At 53.2% G+C, this 15,971-nt stretch carries 12 protein-coding genes; 6 read left to right on the top strand and 6 right to left on the bottom strand.

Annotated elements, in window-relative coordinates:
- Positions 1-153: 153 nt before the first annotated feature.
- The gene (locus AB1L42_RS10175) at positions 154-1,716 is read left to right on the top strand and encodes a hypothetical protein (protein ID WP_367054140.1); all 1,563 of its coding nucleotides are present in this window, start codon (positions 154-156) and stop codon (positions 1,714-1,716) included.
- 139 nt (positions 1,717-1,855) lie between these two features.
- Here the strand turns inward: AB1L42_RS10175 and AB1L42_RS10170 are convergent, their stop codons facing one another.
- Entirely contained in the window at positions 1,856-3,874 is a 2,019-nt protein-coding gene (locus AB1L42_RS10170; RefSeq protein WP_367054137.1) for a hypothetical protein, read from the bottom strand.
- Positions 3,875-4,079: 205 nt separating this feature from the next.
- Between AB1L42_RS10170 and AB1L42_RS10165 the strand changes: the two genes are divergently transcribed.
- A complete protein-coding gene (locus AB1L42_RS10165; protein WP_367054134.1) occupies positions 4,080-5,261 on the top strand; it encodes a tetratricopeptide repeat protein in 1,182 nt (393 codons plus the stop codon).
- Here the strand turns inward: AB1L42_RS10165 and AB1L42_RS10160 are convergent.
- The 3 genes from AB1L42_RS10160 to AB1L42_RS10150 all read right to left on the bottom strand — a co-directional run bounded on the left by AB1L42_RS10160 (position 5,186) and on the right by AB1L42_RS10150 (position 8,756).
- On the bottom strand, positions 5,186-5,953 hold the full coding sequence (locus AB1L42_RS10160; RefSeq protein ID WP_367054131.1) for a lysophospholipid acyltransferase family protein: 768 nt from the start codon (positions 5,951-5,953) through the stop codon (positions 5,186-5,188). The genes AB1L42_RS10165 and AB1L42_RS10160 overlap by 76 nt on opposite strands.
- Positions 5,950-6,702, bottom strand: a complete 753-nt coding sequence (locus AB1L42_RS10155) for a hypothetical protein (RefSeq protein WP_367054128.1) — start codon at positions 6,700-6,702, stop codon at positions 5,950-5,952. Before AB1L42_RS10155 ends, AB1L42_RS10160 begins: the two co-directional genes overlap by 4 nt.
- A gap of 128 nt (positions 6,703-6,830) precedes the next feature.
- A complete protein-coding gene (locus tag AB1L42_RS10150) occupies positions 6,831-8,756 on the bottom strand; it encodes a prolyl oligopeptidase family serine peptidase (protein WP_367054125.1) in 1,926 nt (641 codons plus the stop codon).
- Positions 8,757-8,967: 211 nt separating this feature from the next.
- On the opposite strand from AB1L42_RS10150, the gene AB1L42_RS10145 reads away from it, so the two are divergent.
- The 3 genes from AB1L42_RS10145 (at position 8,968) to AB1L42_RS10135 (ending at position 10,329) form a co-directional block, all read left to right on the top strand.
- On the top strand, positions 8,968-9,426 hold the full coding sequence (locus AB1L42_RS10145) for a hypothetical protein (protein WP_367054122.1): 459 nt from the start codon (positions 8,968-8,970) through the stop codon (positions 9,424-9,426).
- A complete protein-coding gene (locus AB1L42_RS10140; protein ID WP_367054119.1) occupies positions 9,423-9,674 on the top strand; it encodes a hypothetical protein in 252 nt (83 codons plus the stop codon). The genes AB1L42_RS10145 and AB1L42_RS10140 overlap by 4 nt, the downstream gene beginning before the upstream one ends.
- 67 nt (positions 9,675-9,741) lie before the next feature.
- A complete protein-coding gene (locus tag AB1L42_RS10135) occupies positions 9,742-10,329 on the top strand; it encodes a metal-dependent hydrolase (protein ID WP_367054116.1) in 588 nt (195 codons plus the stop codon).
- A gap of 40 nt (positions 10,330-10,369) precedes the next feature.
- Here the strand turns inward: AB1L42_RS10135 and AB1L42_RS10130 are convergent, their stop codons facing one another.
- On the bottom strand, positions 10,370-11,371 hold the full coding sequence (locus AB1L42_RS10130; RefSeq protein ID WP_367054113.1) for an NAD-dependent epimerase/dehydratase family protein: 1,002 nt from the start codon (positions 11,369-11,371) through the stop codon (positions 10,370-10,372).
- Between the two features lie 127 nt (positions 11,372-11,498).
- Complete coding sequence (locus tag AB1L42_RS10125; protein WP_367054109.1) at positions 11,499-12,227, bottom strand: metallophosphoesterase family protein; 729 nt, start codon at positions 12,225-12,227, stop codon at positions 11,499-11,501.
- A 656-nt stretch (positions 12,228-12,883) separates the two neighbouring features.
- Between AB1L42_RS10125 and AB1L42_RS10120 the strand changes: the two genes are divergently transcribed.
- Positions 12,884-15,760 carry a serine/threonine-protein kinase gene (locus AB1L42_RS10120; RefSeq protein WP_367054106.1) on the top strand — a complete coding sequence of 959 codons (2,877 nt, stop codon included), beginning with the start codon at positions 12,884-12,886 and terminating at the stop codon, positions 15,758-15,760.
- Positions 15,761-15,971: the final 211 nt, after the last annotated feature.

The following is a 15,971-nucleotide window of genomic DNA, read 5'->3' as shown; positions in this document are numbered from 1 at the left end:
TTCCGCCAGAAAACCGCCGCCGCACGTTGAGTGGAGATGGGGAATCCAATTCTCCAAGACGATGAAAGGGGTATTCGAAGGCAGGATGCCACCGAGGATTGCGTTTACCCCGCGTGCTCCCCTTCATCATTCGACGAGAGAGTCAGCGGCAGGATGACCGCAAAATTTGCAGGTTCCGGTTCATTGGATGACCGTCGGCGTCGACGTCTGGCACAAACGTCGTCAGAGGTTGCCCCTCCGCCTTCACAGCAATCACAAGCCCCAGCCCCCGCAGAGAGGTTGAAGCGGCAGTCGACCGACCTTCCGATTACCAAGTCGGACGTAGTCGCTGATGAAAGCATCATCCCTGCCTCACTCTGGAAGTTGATTTCATTCGGGCTGGTCGGCCTCTTCGGACTGATGTTCCTGGTCGGAGTGAGCCTGACCGAGGTGGAGCTTTTCGGCCTCGCTCAACTCCTCGCCCCGCCACATGGTTCCGGATTTCAGTTCTTCAGCGTCATTTCATTGACCCTGAGTGCTCAACTCTCGTGGTTGATCTTCTGGTATCGCTCCCGCAGCCGCAAAGACTTCAGCGGTCGTTACCGCATCTGGGGATGGGCAGCTGCGTTCTGGGCAATCAATTGTCTGTCGATCGCATTGAAACTCCATCGCCCCGTGGCCGGTCTGCTCTTTGAGCAATGGCCAATCTATTGCTGGCAGGCAGAAACCTGGTACTGGTTTGTTCCATTCTCCGTCGGTGCCCTGTCGCTGCATCAAATGCTCGCACGCGAAATGCGATGGTCACCGCAAAGTCGCTGGTTGTGGCGACTCACATTGGCAATTGGGGTTCTGGGCGGATCTCTGACGGTCGGTATGACTCGCTTTCTTCCGATGGAACTGCGTGATGTCGTCCTCGACGGGACCGTCGCGTTCTGGCACTACCTGATCACGATGACTCTCTTGCTGCACGTCCGCTTTGTCGTTCATGTCACGAATGAGGCAGCTCCTTCAGGCAAGTCAGCTCTGCAGCGGATGAAAGTTCGCGTCTTCGAGAAGACAGCACCACTGCGAACCTGGTGGGCGAAACGGCAGGAACAACGTCGACAACTCCGAAGCGAGAAGAACGCCCAGCGTCTCGTGGAAAAAGAGAAACGCGACGAGCTTAAGAAGCAGAAACTCGCTGAAAAACGCGATGCTGCCGAGAAGTTGAAACACGAGAAGCAGGAAAAGAAAGCTGCGCTCAATCAGCAAAAGCAGACAGAGCGCGAGCAGAAGAAGGCAGAAGCGAAGCGTCAGAAAGAACTCGCTCAGGAAGAGGCCAGCAAGAAACGCCTTGTACGCGAACAAGCCAAGGCAGAGCAGAAAGCAGCTGCCGCGAACAAGCGAAAGTCATCCAAAACCGTTCAGGCTGAAGCTGCAGTAAAAGCGGAGCAGCCAGCTGAGAATTCAACGCAGACGGCCCCCAATACAAAAACTAAGTCGACTGATCGCAGCAATACAGACGACAAGCCAGCACCTGCCACGAGCACAAACCGCAAGAAGCCTCGAGTCCTCGGAAAAGTTGCCCGCACCGATCAGGCGGAGTCGATTCCCAAAGCACATATCCAACCGTCCGAGGCAAACACCGACAGTGACTATCTGGATGACGAAGACGTCGACCTCAGTAAGCTCAGCAAGAGTGAACGTCGTCGAATGAGAAAACTCCAGAAGCGACGCTCACGAGAAAGAGCCTCTTAGGTTCTCATGACATGTCACAAGGTCCTTTCAAAGGCTTCATCGCCTTGAAGTCGATGAAGGTCGGTTGAACTCCGCGCACAAAAAAAGCAGCCTTCTGAATTTCAGAAGGCTGCCGATTCATTCAGCTCAACTCAAGTGCTTAGTTGCAGCAAGGATTGCAAGCTGGTGCTTGAACCTGGATGGTTTTCTCAACCATGCGGCAGACCTGAACCTGAATCTCTTTTTCGACCTGAACTGGAACACAAACGGTGTAAGTTTGTGTCTTTTCTTCAGCCACTGTGTCGTAGAGAGTCACGTCGTACTCTTCGGTTCGTTCTTTCTGAACGCATTCGACGTAGTTGACTTCGCGAGTCTTTTCGACAGGAACCTGCTTGCAGGTTGTGACGGTGCGAGTGCGTGTTTCAGGAACCCAGATCTGGTTCTGAACAGTGTACTCTTCTTCGCGAGGAACAGTCTTACAGACCTTCACAGTGCGAGTGCGTTCTTCTGGCTTACAGACTGTCACGTTGTAAGTGTACTCTTCCTGACGAGGAACAGCTTTGCAGACAGTGTAAGTGCGAGTTCGCTCTTCTGGACGCTGGAGGCACACGGTGTAGGTGTACTCTTCGTCACGTGTCACTGGCTTTTTGACAGTGTAAGTGCGTGATCGCTCTTCAGCGTCACAAACAGTGACGTTGTAGGTGTACTCTTCGTCACGTGGAACAGCTTTGCAGACGGTGTAGGTCCGGGTTCGCTCTTCTGGCTGACAAACAGTCACGTTGTAAGTGTACTCTTCGGTGCGAGTCACAGGCTTGCAGACAGTGACAGTGCGAGTGCGCTGTTCTGGCTGACAAACAGTCACGTTGTAGGTGTACTCTTCGGTGCGAGTGACAGGCTTACGGCAAACAACTGTGCGTGATCGCTGTTCTGGCTTGCAGACAGTCACTTCGTACTCGTAAGGCTCTTGGCGACACACCTGCTTGCAGACTGTGTAAGGAACTTCTTCACAAGTCACCTGTGGAACCCATTTGCAAACGCATCGTGTGCAAGCTGGGTTGCAAGGATCTGCGACTTGTTCGGTGACCCATGATCCGGAAGTGCGTGAAACGGTGCGAGTCATCTGCTCTTGAACAGTGTCCCAGACGTTTCGCATTCCAGTCCGAGTTTCGGTGTGAGGAACCATGACGGTGTAAGTCTGCTCGACGGATTCGTCGACGTACTCAACAACCTGTCGAGTTCCAGTTCGCTCTTCAGTGTGAGGAACCATGACGGTGTAAGCGACTTCTTTCTCTTCGTTCACCATGTCGACGACTTGTCGAGTTCCGGTTCGCTCTTCGGTGTGAGGAACCATCACTGTGTAAGTCTGAGTCGCTTCTTCGTTGACGTAGTCAACAACGCGACGAGTTCCGGTGCGCTCTTCAGTGCGTGGAACCATGACGGTGTAAGTCTGAGTCACTTCTTCATCGACGTAGTCGACGACTTTACGAGTTCCGGTTCGCTCTTCGGTGTAAGGAACCATCACTGTGTAAGTGTCGGTCTTTTCTTCTTCGACCATGTCAGTGACCGTACGAGTTCCGGTTCGCTCTTCGGTGTGAGGAACCATCACTGTGTAGGTCTCTTCTTTGTCTTCCCAGACCTGATCGTGGACAGTGCGAGTCTTGACGACTTCTTCTGTCTGAGGAACGTTCACGGTGTACTCGACTTCTTTCTGCTCTTGAGCAGTTTCGTACACGGTGTACGTTTCGGTGCGAGTGCGTGGTTCGTTCTCGTAGTACACGACAGTTCGTGAACGAGTTTCGGTGCGAGGAACCTGCTTGTTGACAGTGTAGGTTCGCTCACGCTGTTCCTGCTGGTACTCGGTCACAGTCACAGTACGAGTTTCAGTGGTCATCTCAGGGACCATAACGGTCCGTTCGATGAACTGAGGCTGAGCTGCCGGAGTCGCACCATCCTGGCCGCCACTCACGACTGCATCACACGGGCCACCAGCAACTGCACATGGCCCACCAGTTGTGGCACAAGGAGCTCCCCCGCAAGCTGCTGTTGTCGCACATGCGGTGGTCGCCGCACATGGTGCCGGACAAGAGCGTCGTCGGTGTTTCCCGCATGCTCCCGCATCGACATCAGCAACAAAGATTGCCATTGCCAAAGCTGGCAATAACATGGCTAGACGTTTCATTCGAAATCCTCCCCCCGTTATTCTTCATTAAAACAATGATGAGTGTGAAATGTGGACGTGCAAATCCACCGCAGTCAAAACCTAATGGTCATCGCAAATGGCGAAGTACGTACGAATAGACATACTAGACAAGATACGCAGCGGTGAGCCTTTTGCAAGAAAGACTGGGAGGTTTTCAGAAATGCTGCCGACGAGGGAACTTCTGATGATTGTTCTGATCAAAATGATACTCCCGGTGATCTTACTGGGTACCGGGTTCTTAACATCCATGCCGATTGTGGCGGACGATGGAGTCGTAACTGTTGAACCGCCGGAGCAATTCATCGTGCACGCGACGTCTGCTGCGGTCATGCACGGCAGCGAACGCGTTAATACCGTCGCTCTCGGAACACTGTTTGAAGCCACTCTTCAGCGAGGTCCATGGCGATATTCGAAGGCGATCAACGGTTGGGTTCACATGCGAGATCTGGTGCCTCTCGATGGAGCCGTAGATGAGTTTAGCTCACGAATCGAACAAGAGCCGACAGCCGAAACGTATCACCTGCGGGGAATTGCTTATATGGCCGCAGAAGACTGGGGAAGGGCGGTCAACGATCTCGAGAAAGCTTACGACCTCGGCGAGAGTTCCGCTTCGCTTCACCTGAATCTCGGCCAGTCGCTGATTGGTTTGGGCCTGCGTGAAAAGGCCCTTGAAGAGTACTCGTCCGTTCTGAAAACTTATCCAGATGAAGTCGTGGCTCTGCTCGCTCGAGGCAATCTGTTCCTCGACATCGAGAACTTCTCCGCCGCGATTCGAGACTTCGAGAAGGTCATTTCACTCCAGGAAGGAAACGCCGAAGCATATAACGGAAAAGGAGTTGCGCTGAGCCTCCAGAATCAGTACGACGAAGCAGTCATCGCCTTCAATGGAGCCATCAATGCTGACCCGCACTTCTTGGAAGCAGTTTTGAATCGAGCTTACGCTCTCAAGTCGCTTGAGCAATTCGATCTGGCGCAGAAGGACTACGAACTCGCGCTGACAGTCGACAACGAATCCGCCGCAGCTCAAAACGACTTCGCCTGGATGCTCGCGACATGCTCCGACTCCAACTTCCGAAAACCGAAACGGGCGATCGAACTCGCTCTCGCTGCCAATCGTTCCACGGAGTACCGGGATCCCGGGTTCATCGACACACTCGCTGCCGCTTATGCAGCAGATGGTCAATTCGAGAAAGCGATCCAAACTTGCGAGACCGCGATTGAACTGGTTGAAGATGAAGAAGAACTCGAAGAGCTGAAAACGCGAATTCAGAGCTATCGCGAAAGTCAGCCCTACATCGAATCTGTGGACGAACCGTCTCTTCCGGAAGATTCCGAAGAAGCAGTTGATTCATCCTCAACCGAGTGAGCGGCAACACGAGAATCGTCCAGAGATTCACCATTTCGCCACTTTTCAGCCTGTTTGCGACATTCGTCAATCTCGGAACTGATGACGGAGAGAAACTCCGTCTGTCGATCTTTCTGACTCAGCTCTGCCACTCGCTCAGCGGCAATCGGTTTTCCGAAGACGACCCGCACGCGCGTCGGACGGATCCAGAATGACTTCTTCGGCATCGCTTCGAAGGCTCCGGAAATTCCCACAGGCACGATTGGAACTCCGCCGCGACGAGCGATCGAGATAAAACCGGGTTTGATTTCCCCCAGTTGACCGTCAAGCGTGCGTGTCCCTTCCGGAAAGAGGCCAACATAGAAGCCGTGTTGCACTCGCGCGATCGATTTTCGAATGCTCTCCGTGCCTGCGGATTCTCTGCGAATGGACATCACGTAAGTATTGCGGAGGACCCAACCGACGACAGGCACCTTGAACAGGTTGTCACGTGCGAGAAAACTGACCGGGCGTCGAAGCGGAAGCCCGACGAGAAGCGGGTCCAGGAAACTCTGATGATTGACCAGGAACAGTGCTCCGCCTTTCGGAAGATGCTCGATGCCCTTGGCCCTGTAGCCGAACCAGATCGCGAACAAAAACTGAAGAGCGACTTGGATTGTCCGCCAGCACAGATTGCGTTCCAGCGGATCGGGTAACTCCTCGAAATCACTCATCGAATCGTCGGACCACCAATCATGCTCACTCGTGGATGATGTCCGGGCGTTTCGGTAACAGAGACCATGCGAATCATCGATTCTCCGCCGGCGTTCGACTCAACGACAAACTGGCTGAACCGGCTTCCATCTGGCAAAGCCCGAACCATCGACAGATCCTGAACCGAGATCGCGAGTTTCATATCGTAGAAGTCTTCGACCTGGCGAGTCGCCAGATCCGCGATGTATTTCGCTTCGTCATGTCCTCCGACGGTCGTCACAGCCCGAAGATTCTCCAGTCGTCGAGTCGCTGCCGCGACAGCTCGAACGCATTCCAGTTCTGGAAATCGATTGGCCAACACACCGACAGCATGGCAGCGAATCTCTCTGTATTCCTCTCCAATTCGCAGTCGAATGACCGTATCACCAGCATGAGGAATCTGTGCTTTCAGTCCCGAACGTGCTTCAGCCAGGCTGATCTGAGTCTCCAACTGAGACGTTTCGACGCTCTTCAGTCCGTCGAGATCAACAAGTCCGTGAATCAATTCCTGAAGTGCGTCCTGGCTGAGCTGAGAACGTTCAGGTCCTTCTGGTGACATGATCTGCAATCGACCATCACCAAGAACGACAACTTCCGGATGCGACGGGGTGCTGTCGCCCAGATACCAAAGCTCCACGAGCGGACGATTTCCGGGATCGCTTCCGAAAACGACTGCTTGCGTGAGCGCCAGAACGCCCAGAATTTTCATACTCATCAGGTGGCGAGACATGATTCTCGTCCTTCATTGAAGATCAACAGAATCCGCTATCGTTAATCTATCGACGCTTGAACGGCCGGGAGGTTACCCCATCCTCTCTGGTCGTCACAATCCGAATTCAAAGCTTCTTCAAAACCTGATCATTTGTCCCACTGAGCGTCAAAAACCCCTGTCTCCACTACAGTTTCGTCAAAACTCCCATCTTCCTTCTTCGAAAACTTGATGACCGCGTAATCACCGATTTTCGGGAACAGCCACGAATTCGATGCTTTGAAGTCTTTCGTTCGCATCGTCATCCCGGAGTTGACGACAACGTACTTCCGCGGGTTGAGCGGATTGGGGTAAACAAGAACGAACGCGTGATCGCGCGTGGAGTAAGTCTCTCCGTCGAATGTGAACTCATCGCGGCTCCATTGAACCGGCAGCTTCTCATGGACTCGACCAAGGATTTCGTTGGAACCGGGATCTCCGAACAACACGAGATTGTTCTTTCGGATCAATTCTTCGGTGACAGATTGATCATCCACTTGCTCGGGGATCGCTCGCAGCCACTTGTCGAACTCGCCTGAGAATCGATCGAGCACCCAGCTTGAGTAGTCAGAGAGTTCATCGCTCCACGGACTCGCCGAACCGGTCACACAGACGAACGCCTCCATGAAAGCGTCATCGACAGGCCCTTGAAGATTTTGACGCTTGTGCTGATTCGGATTGTCTTCGAATTCGATGGCTTCTTCGTAATCGAGAATCTGCCACTGCTGAGTGTCTTCATCCTGAACGAAATAAAGGTCGGTCAAATTCGGATCGAGGTCGCCAGTCAGATCGAACTCCGTATCGTCGATCATGACCAAGTCAGCAATGTCACGTCGAATCGAAAGCGCCGCCACGTTTTCCGTTTCGAGTAGTAGTGCTCCCGAATCATCGACAACGGAAACGACACTTGTTCGCTCGAATGGTGTTTGCTGTTCGTGAATCGTCAGCCACTCGCACTGGTTGTATTTGAGAGTGTAGGTAACGAATTGGAACTCCTTCTTCCCGGGCACTCGCTTGCGTCCCTCGGCATTGTGTTGCGTAAGGAACTCCATAAACGATGCTTTGCTGGCATCGTCGAATTTGTGCCCCATCTTTGGTCCGACGAGAACCGTCAGCGGAACGCCAGCCGCTTCAGCAGCGGACTTCATTGTTAGACTCGCAAGCAGTTGCGGGTCGTCCTCACCTCCGTAGGTGATCATGGGAACAACGCTCAAGTTCTCTGCGTAGTCGACAGCATCGTAGATTGTCAGCAGTTGATCCTGGACCTCGGGCAGTTTTTCATCTCGCTTTTGATACTTGTAGAAATCGACAAACCCCGCCCCAGCACCAGCCGAAACCCATCGCGAAGGATGATGAACGGCGAGATGCCAGGCACCCGCTCCGCCCATCGAGAATCCCCAAAGCGTGACACGAGTCTCATCGATCGGAAATCGACGAATCACGTCATCCATCGCTTCAAACACATCCGTCTCACCGGCCCAGCGATAAGCGTTATTGGTTCGTCCAAAGACGTGCAACTCGATCCAGTCCTGATCTTCGGGTGCGGGTTTCCCATCTTGTGATGCGATGAAGTGAGCTTCGGTCAGATTTCCGTTGCGCCCATGCAGCACGACGTGAAGTGGCCAACGGACTGTGCGATCGGGTTTGAACTGTTGAGGAAGAATGACGATGTATGGCTGGACCGACTGATCGACTCTCGATCGATATCCCAGTGCGTGGGCACCGGGTGCCTCCCACCAGCGATCATTCGAATCATTCAACTTGGCGAGGCGGTTGCGTCCGAGTTCCAGTGTTTGCTTGGCTGACTCAACGTATTGCGGTTTGTAGAACTCCTGATGCCGCAAAATCCATTCGACAGCTTTGGCACAAACTTCAGCGTCCACTCGCTCTTGAGGCGAGACGTCTTGCAGTTCAGACTGAAGATCCTGCAGGGAATTCTGAAGCCCGTTCAGTTCCTCAGGCGTTTGCCCCCTTAGACTGGAGCTGACCACAACGAATGCCATCAGGATTGCGAGTCCGGTGCGTAACATCTTCATCCGTCCATCTCTTTCACATTGATCAGAAATCTGAGAACAGATTGTGGCGGGAAGCAGAGAGGAGAGCAACAAAGCGTCGAGGAACTGTTGTCTCGCAACGGTTGACGCGATCTCGAATGGATCGAACTCGCCACTTGAGTTGTTCGATTCAATTCGAAGCTCGACTCGACTACCATTGCCGAGACGCATAATCCCCATTGATGAGGTCACGATGGCACTCTTTGAACACCAGACGGAACTTTCCTGTTCACCTACCGGTCTATTCAGTTTCTTGACTCGTCCGGCCAACATTTCCAAAGTCAGCGACCCCAATTTGCAGGTCACCTTTGTCAATGCGCCCGACGAAATTGAAGAAGGTGTGGAACTCGAGTTCCAAATCGTCTCGTTCGGACAAGTTCACACCCTGAAACACAAGATCATCGAGTTCCAAGATGGATCACATGTGGTCGAAGAACAACTCGAAGGCCCCATGAAATCGTGGAAGCACTCCCATCGATACGAATCGGCAGACGGCGGATGCCGGAAAATTGATGTCGTCGAGTTCGAACCTCCGGGTGGCTTGGTCGGTTTCTTCCTGACTGAAGATAAAGTCATCGACCAATTGGAAAACGGATTCTTCTACCGTGAAGAACGTCTGAAAGAACTCATTTCACAAGGCGCGATCGTATGACCACTCGCTTTCCGGGGTCCTCAAAACGCTCCGGTTCCCCTCGCAAAAACGGAGGAACGTGGGTTGCACTCATCGCCCTGCTGCTCATCGCCGGAAGTCTGATCGGGATCACTTCGTTGATCATGCCGCAGATTCTCGGCCTCGTGCTGGTGGTCGCAGGCTTTCTCTTTTTTATCGTGCTCCACTACTTCACTTGGGGCCAGTGGCTGACTCGATATCTCGAAGAGAATGCCCCAGAAGATGAGTAACGATCAAATGTGATCATCAGCCTGTTGGTCTGATTTCCGCTCAAATGAAGGACAACGTCGAGCGCTGATGAAGACTCCTTCTCACTTTCTGATGACAGCCGCCATCGGCAAGATTCCCGGGCTGAAAGTGATTCCATCAGCGATTCTGCTGGGCTCGATCGCACCTGACTTGCCACTCTACTTCCTGACGTTGGGTTCGTTTCTATGGATGAGAAACGTCGTAGGGTGGGAGCCGCGTGAGATTTTTCGAACGGTTTTCGATCACTGGTTCTTCGAAAATCCGGTTTGGATCGTGCTTCACAACTTTCTGCATGCACCGTTAATTCTGCTATCAGCTCTCGCATGCATCGCGATCAGAAACCCGTCACTGCCCAAGCTTCAGTCGAGCTGGTGGTTCTGGTTCTTTCTTTCGTGCCTGTTTCATTCGGTGATCGACATCTTCACTCACTTCGATGACGGCCCGCTCATCTGGTTTCCGTTCGACTGGTCGACCCGTTTTGCAAGCCCGGTCAGCTACTGGGATTCCCGACACTTCGGCAGAGAGTTCTCTCAATTTGAGCTATGGCTCGATCTCGGTTTGCTTCTGTTCCTGGCATACATGTTTTGGAAACAGTCACGCCAAAAGCAGTCTGAAGTCCGTGAGCAGAATGCGTAGCTCTCGCCACTTCGATGGCTGGCACAATTGGAATTTGTTCTCAAGATTCCCGTTCAGCGATCGCTTTGATTTCCGGTGCAAGTCGAGCCATTCCCTCTTCGAAACTGAATTGAGGTTGATAGCCAAAATCGCGCCGTGCGTTTTCGATGGAATAGGTATGACTCTGACTCAGTTGGGCAGCGAGGAAACGTGTCATCGGCGGTTCTGCCTTCTTTCTCAGAACTCCATAAACAGCTTCAAAACCAGCTCCCACCGAGGACGCCAGCTTCGCAGAAATTGACCGTTTCACGGGAGGCAACCCGCCCAGATCGAGCAATTGATCGACCCACTCCCACAGATTGACAGGTTCAGGTTCGTTGATGAAGTAGGCCTTCCCAGCGACTTCACTTCCCGGCGACAAAGCGTCGCAAGCCTGTCTGTGAGCGGCAGCGACGTTTTCGACATAGGCACATGAAACAGAATTTGCCCCATCTCCGACCCGCACGAGTCGGCCAGCCATCGCTCGTCGAATGAGTCGCGGAATCAGATGATTGTCACGCGGTCCCCAAATCAGATGAGGACGCAGAGAAACTGTCGCGAGCGAATCGCTGTTGGCCTGAAGAACTGCTGCCTCAGCAAGGGCCTTAGAATGCGGATAGTGGCAAAGGTATTTCGAAGGGTAGGGGAGGCTTTCATCCGCGTTGATGTGGGACTGCCCGTCAAAGACGACGCTGGGCGAACTCGTATAGACCAACTTCGGAACACCGTGTCGCTGACACGCTTCGATGATGTTGAGAGTCCCTTGCGTATTGATCCCATGGAACGTTTTCCACGGTCCCCAAATTCCCGGAACCGCGGCCACGTGAAACACGACGTCGACACCCGCGCACGCGGATTGGACAGTCTCCTTGTCTCGAACATCCCCGCGAACGATCTCAACTCGATCGGCGAGTTCCGGATATTCACCTCGTGTAAGAATTCGGACGTCGTTTCCGGAATCGAGAAGTTGATCGACGAGATGCCGTCCGAGGAATCCAGCGCCGCCTGTCACAAGTGCTTTCATTGATGATCAGAATCTTTTGAGAGTGTCAAGCTCTTGTCTGTGCAGTCTCGCGGACCGCGATTCAGGATGTTTGTTTTATGTTTGTTTTGCCACAACTTCCGACACGCTAGTTGCAGCGATCGAAGAATTAACGCGGAGACCGATAGCGTTCAAGCTGTTCCCGCGTCAATCGACCACCTGAAGTCCAGACGCTCGAACTCATTTCGACGACCCAGTCTTCAACGCCGGATTCTCGGAGTTGTGCGACAGCTTCATCGATATCGTATTCGACTCGATGCAGCGACGGCTTTCCATCTTCGATAATGGCATAAGAAGCCCGCGGATCTCCATCTCTGGGCTGTCCGACGCTTCCCGGATTCAACACAGTTTTTCCGTCGAGCTGTAAACAAAACGGAACGTGTGAATGTCCAACGCATACAAAATCGGATTCAATCCCCGCCAGCCGCGCTGACCAGGCAGCTTCGTCCGGTCCAAGATATTCGTCCATCGGGTCTCTCGGAGTGGCATGAACAAGGTAAAGGAGGGTATCTTCAACTCGAAAGTGAGTGGTGACCGGCATTCGTCCCAAAAACTTCATGCGGCGAGAATCCAGCAGATCCCAGTGCAATGGCCGCGTCGCAGCTGCAAGCTGTCGGAATCCCTGTCCAGAGGTTGCTTGCACACGCTGAGCGACAGCATGGTCGTGATTTCCGCGGACATGGGCATCGACATTGCGACGCACCCAGTCGATACACGGGAGTGGATTGGTTCCGTAGTCGACAAGATCGCCAACAAACACGCAATGGTCGAATTCCTCGTCGATGGCGCGGAGCGCTGCCCAGTTCGAATGAATATCAGCAAGAACGAGGATTCGCATCGGATTCCGGGAACTAAGATTGACTAATCGGACTCACAGAAGACTACAATACCTGCACATCTCATTTGTACCCGCCAAATCGATTTGGCGACACCGACAGTCAGTATGATCACATCTTCAGTTTGATTCACCACGTGGAGTTCTGCGATATGAGCCAGCCTGGACAAAATCTCACTCTGCGGAACAAATTGAATGAGTCAGAACGACTGACACGAGAACTCATTCATCATATCGAACACGGATTTATTCCTAAGGTCCACACATTGCGCAGGACCGCCAGGCACGGGAACGATCCTCGCGAACAAGATCAAATTACAGACAAGACCATTCGGAGTACTGTCGAAAAAACCCTTCAATCGGACGATTTTACCCAACAACTTTCAACTTCACTTCTACAGTATCTAGAGTCCATCGACGACGACCTCAGGCGAGTCATCGGGAACTGAAGAGGCCATCAACAGAAGAAACGGACGACACTGCGTTCTTCAACATGGCTGCAATCGGAAGAGCGGCACCATTGTTGCATTATCTCTCTGCTGATTGCTCAGTTCACCCGAACCGAATACCCTGAAACCCGGTCCTTCAGGACCGAATCGAACAGCACATCAATGAATCAGTATTTTGTGATCTTCCGTATGTGACACAATATCGGTCTGATGCCCAGTTCCAATCCCGGAAACCCGACTTCTGATCCTTCTGGTGGCGAGTTGACATTCGTTCGACCGCTCCCTCGGGGACCGTCAACTTCCCCCACAGCGAACGTTCCGGAGATCGGTAGCGAATCGCTGGCCCCGATTTGGTCGACAACTGGTTCAAGCTTTCAGACACGCCTCTTCCCTCAAGCAAACAATGATGACTCGGGATCTCTCCCCTCTGTCACGGGAATGCAGCTCGGTCATTTCGTTATCGAAGAACGAATCGGCCGCGGCGGAATGGGAGCAGTCTTCCGTGCGATTGATCAACGACTCGATCGCGTCGTCGCACTGAAGGTTCTGTCTCCGTCACTCTCGTCGGATGGCGAAGCAATCCAGCGTTTTCAAAATGAGGCCAGAGCAGCCGCTCGTCTCGATCATGACAACATCTCGCGAGTTCACTTCATCGGTGAAGAGCACGGACTTCACTTCATCGCATTTGAGTTCGTCACCGGAACAAATGTTCGCGACTTCATTCTTCAAAAGGGACGACTTCGAATTCCGGACGTGGTCAACTACACGCTGCAAATCGCAGAAGCACTTCGGCACACTTCTGCAGCAAATGTCGTCCACCGAGATATCAAACCGTCGAACATTATTATTTCCCCAACCGGGCGTGCGAAACTCGTCGACCTCGGGCTGGCCCGACACCAGTCGGCCAGCGGCAAGAGAGATTTGACAGTCGCTGGAACAGCGTTGGGAACCTTCGATTACATTTCGCCGGAACAGGCGATCGATGCCAGAAATGTTGATGTGCGCAGCGACATCTATTCGCTTGGCTGCACTGTCTACCACATGCTTACAGGCGAGCCCCCTTATCCGTCGGGAACAATGTTCCAGAAAGTGGTCAGCCACCACGGTTCGGTCGCTCCCAATCCCGCTGATCGCAATCGCATGGTCCCTCCACAGCTGGCCCGCGTTGTGCAGCGCATGATGGCCAGCAATCCAGACGAGCGGTATGCATCAGCCGACGCGCTCGTGAACGATCTCGTTCAAATCGCGGAACACCTCGGGCTTCAACCGACGAACCCTGACACAACGGTCTGGACAACTCCTCTCTATAAAGCTCGCAATCCGTACTGGGACGGGACTCGAACCTGGATGGCGGTCGCTCTCGTACTGCTGCTGATTGTCTTTCTCGTCGATCGTTTGCAACCGAACCGCGATGGCGAAGTTGGTTCCGAAAGCGTGGCTTCGAATCTTGAATCACCCAGCGATCCTCTCGATCAACAGCCAACGGAATCACAATCTGGAGGTTCTCAGACAGAGACGAAACGCGTCATCATTCCCGATGGAACAGGTGTCGCACTGGGGAGTCAACCAATTGAAACCCCAACCAGCCAGACACTCAACCCTCGTTTGACATTCCCCACGCAGATTGAAGGGCTCACAGACGCTGTCTCCGGAACGATGCCGGAGTTGATTACCAGCAGCCTCGGAACTCTTCCGTCCGATCTGGTCGATTCGACGAGTGCGTGGCAGCAATGGGACCAAATCGGGAGCACCGGAAACGCTTCAGCGACACCCGTCAATCGCGACGACGACTCCCTCGACTCGGGCGAGAGGACCTACGAATCATCACAACAGTCAACTGCCGTGGCTGCTTCACCTGCTGTAAACGAACCTTATTTGATCCGTGTTCCCGGCAGCGACAAAACGAAGCGGGCAGCGACGCTTACCGAAGCCTTCGCGGTCGCGGACAACAACTCTGTGGTCGAAATTCGAGTCAATGGCCTGGTTGAACTTCAGACCGAGTCCGTTCAGATCTCCAACAAACGGGTACGTCTGCGTTCGAGCGATGGCTTCCAACCGATTGTGCGATTCGATCTCCGCGATTCGCTCGCCCGACAACCCTATGAGAGCTTGGCCTCAGCCATTGAGCTGGGCACTGGCGGAGCGATCGAGATCTACGAAATTGACCTCGAATTGGTCGTCGACTCCGCAACGAGTGTTGACCTCTGGACGTTCTTCAAAATGGGTTCGGGATCGGAAGTTGTCACTCGCTGGTCGACGATGACACTGATCAATCCGACTCAACGCCCAGCCACATTCTTCGAAATCACTGCCACTGCTTCGGCGGACATTTCGACGCTGATGCCCGACCGCATGGTGACTCGCGAGACGTCGATCTCTGTTCAAGATTCTATTCTTCGCGGTCAGGCCGATGTCATCTCTCAGCGAAGTCTTGCCCCGGCAGACATTCGATTTGAAGAGACAGCGATGAACGTGACCGGAGCAGTCCTTCGAGTTGATGGCGAAAATGCCCACAACTTGAGTATGGATACTGACCCAGCTTCGATTACTTCGACCGTCTCAATCAACCACGTCACAGCTTTGACCGGCGAGGGCTTGTTCTCTGCCTCCGCTGGCGATCATGGCACACTTGGACATTGGGAACTCAACGTTCGCAACAACATCTTCCGTGTTGCGGACGATATGGCTCCCCTCATATTCCTCGAAGGTCACCTCGACAGCAGTGAACTGCTTGATCGCTTCACCTGGATTGACCATTCTGATCCGAACTTCTTGATCGGGACAACAGACATTTGTCTCATCGATTCGATCAGCAGCTTCCTGCTGGAACCGGAACAAGTTTCAGCCAGCGAGCTTCGGATGGATCTGACACGAGTCGGGGAAGGCATCACCCTCGATTCTTCATCCGTTCAGTCTCTCGATTCGGCACATCTGATTCAGCCCATCGATTTCTATCTCGAAACCGGAGCGTTCGGCACCAATCCAGCCGTGAAAGCAGCCAGCGATGGACGGGATGTTGGCGTCGACTGGACCCAGTCACAACTGCCGTCAGTTCTTCCCCGCTCCAGCTTTGAAATCTCTGAGTAAACCAATCGCTCAATGTCTCTCCACTCGCCGGTTGCTGTCATGGGACTGCCCGATGAATGAACCAATGACGGCACTCATTCTGGAAGCCGAAGCAGCCGATATCTCGCCTCTTCGAAAGTGAGTTGGTCTTTTAGACCACTGAGCTACAATCTCCAGGTAAATCGATGGTCTCAATTGAGATCGTCGTCGAAGTTTTCGCTGCCAAGGCAGT

Origin of the sequence: Thalassoglobus sp. JC818, assembly GCF_040717535.1 — a bacterium.
Classification (GTDB): Bacteria; Planctomycetota; Planctomycetia; order Planctomycetales; family Planctomycetaceae; genus Thalassoglobus.
Note: the sequence above shows the minus strand (reverse complement) of the source record. Positions and strands in the feature narration are given on the sequence as shown.

Bases quoted from the DNA above. Each gene is read 5' to 3' on its own strand.
- AB1L42_RS10155 (WP_367054128.1), bottom strand. From the start codon at position 6,702: ATGTCTCGCCACCTGATGAGTATGAAAATTCTGGGCGTTCTGGCGCTC.
- AB1L42_RS10130 (WP_367054113.1), bottom strand. From the start codon at position 11,371: ATGAAAGCACTTGTGACAGGCGGCGCTGGATTCCTCGGACGGCATCTC.
- AB1L42_RS10160 (WP_367054131.1), bottom strand. From the start codon at position 5,953: ATGAGTGATTTCGAGGAGTTACCCGATCCGCTGGAACGCAATCTGTGC.
- AB1L42_RS10150 (WP_367054125.1), bottom strand. From the start codon at position 8,756: ATGAAGATGTTACGCACCGGACTCGCAATCCTGATGGCATTCGTTGTG.
- AB1L42_RS10175 (WP_367054140.1), top strand. From the start codon at position 154: ATGACCGCAAAATTTGCAGGTTCCGGTTCATTGGATGACCGTCGGCGT.
- AB1L42_RS10165 (WP_367054134.1), top strand. From the start codon at position 4,080: ATGATTGTTCTGATCAAAATGATACTCCCGGTGATCTTACTGGGTACC.
- AB1L42_RS10120 (WP_367054106.1), top strand. From the start codon at position 12,884: ATGCCCAGTTCCAATCCCGGAAACCCGACTTCTGATCCTTCTGGTGGC.
- AB1L42_RS10140 (WP_367054119.1), top strand. From the start codon at position 9,423: ATGACCACTCGCTTTCCGGGGTCCTCAAAACGCTCCGGTTCCCCTCGC.
- AB1L42_RS10170 (WP_367054137.1), bottom strand. From the start codon at position 3,874: ATGAAACGTCTAGCCATGTTATTGCCAGCTTTGGCAATGGCAATCTTT.
- AB1L42_RS10125 (WP_367054109.1), bottom strand. From the start codon at position 12,227: ATGCGAATCCTCGTTCTTGCTGATATTCATTCGAACTGGGCAGCGCTC.
- AB1L42_RS10135 (WP_367054116.1), top strand. From the start codon at position 9,742: ATGAAGACTCCTTCTCACTTTCTGATGACAGCCGCCATCGGCAAGATT.
- AB1L42_RS10145 (WP_367054122.1), top strand. From the start codon at position 8,968: ATGGCACTCTTTGAACACCAGACGGAACTTTCCTGTTCACCTACCGGT.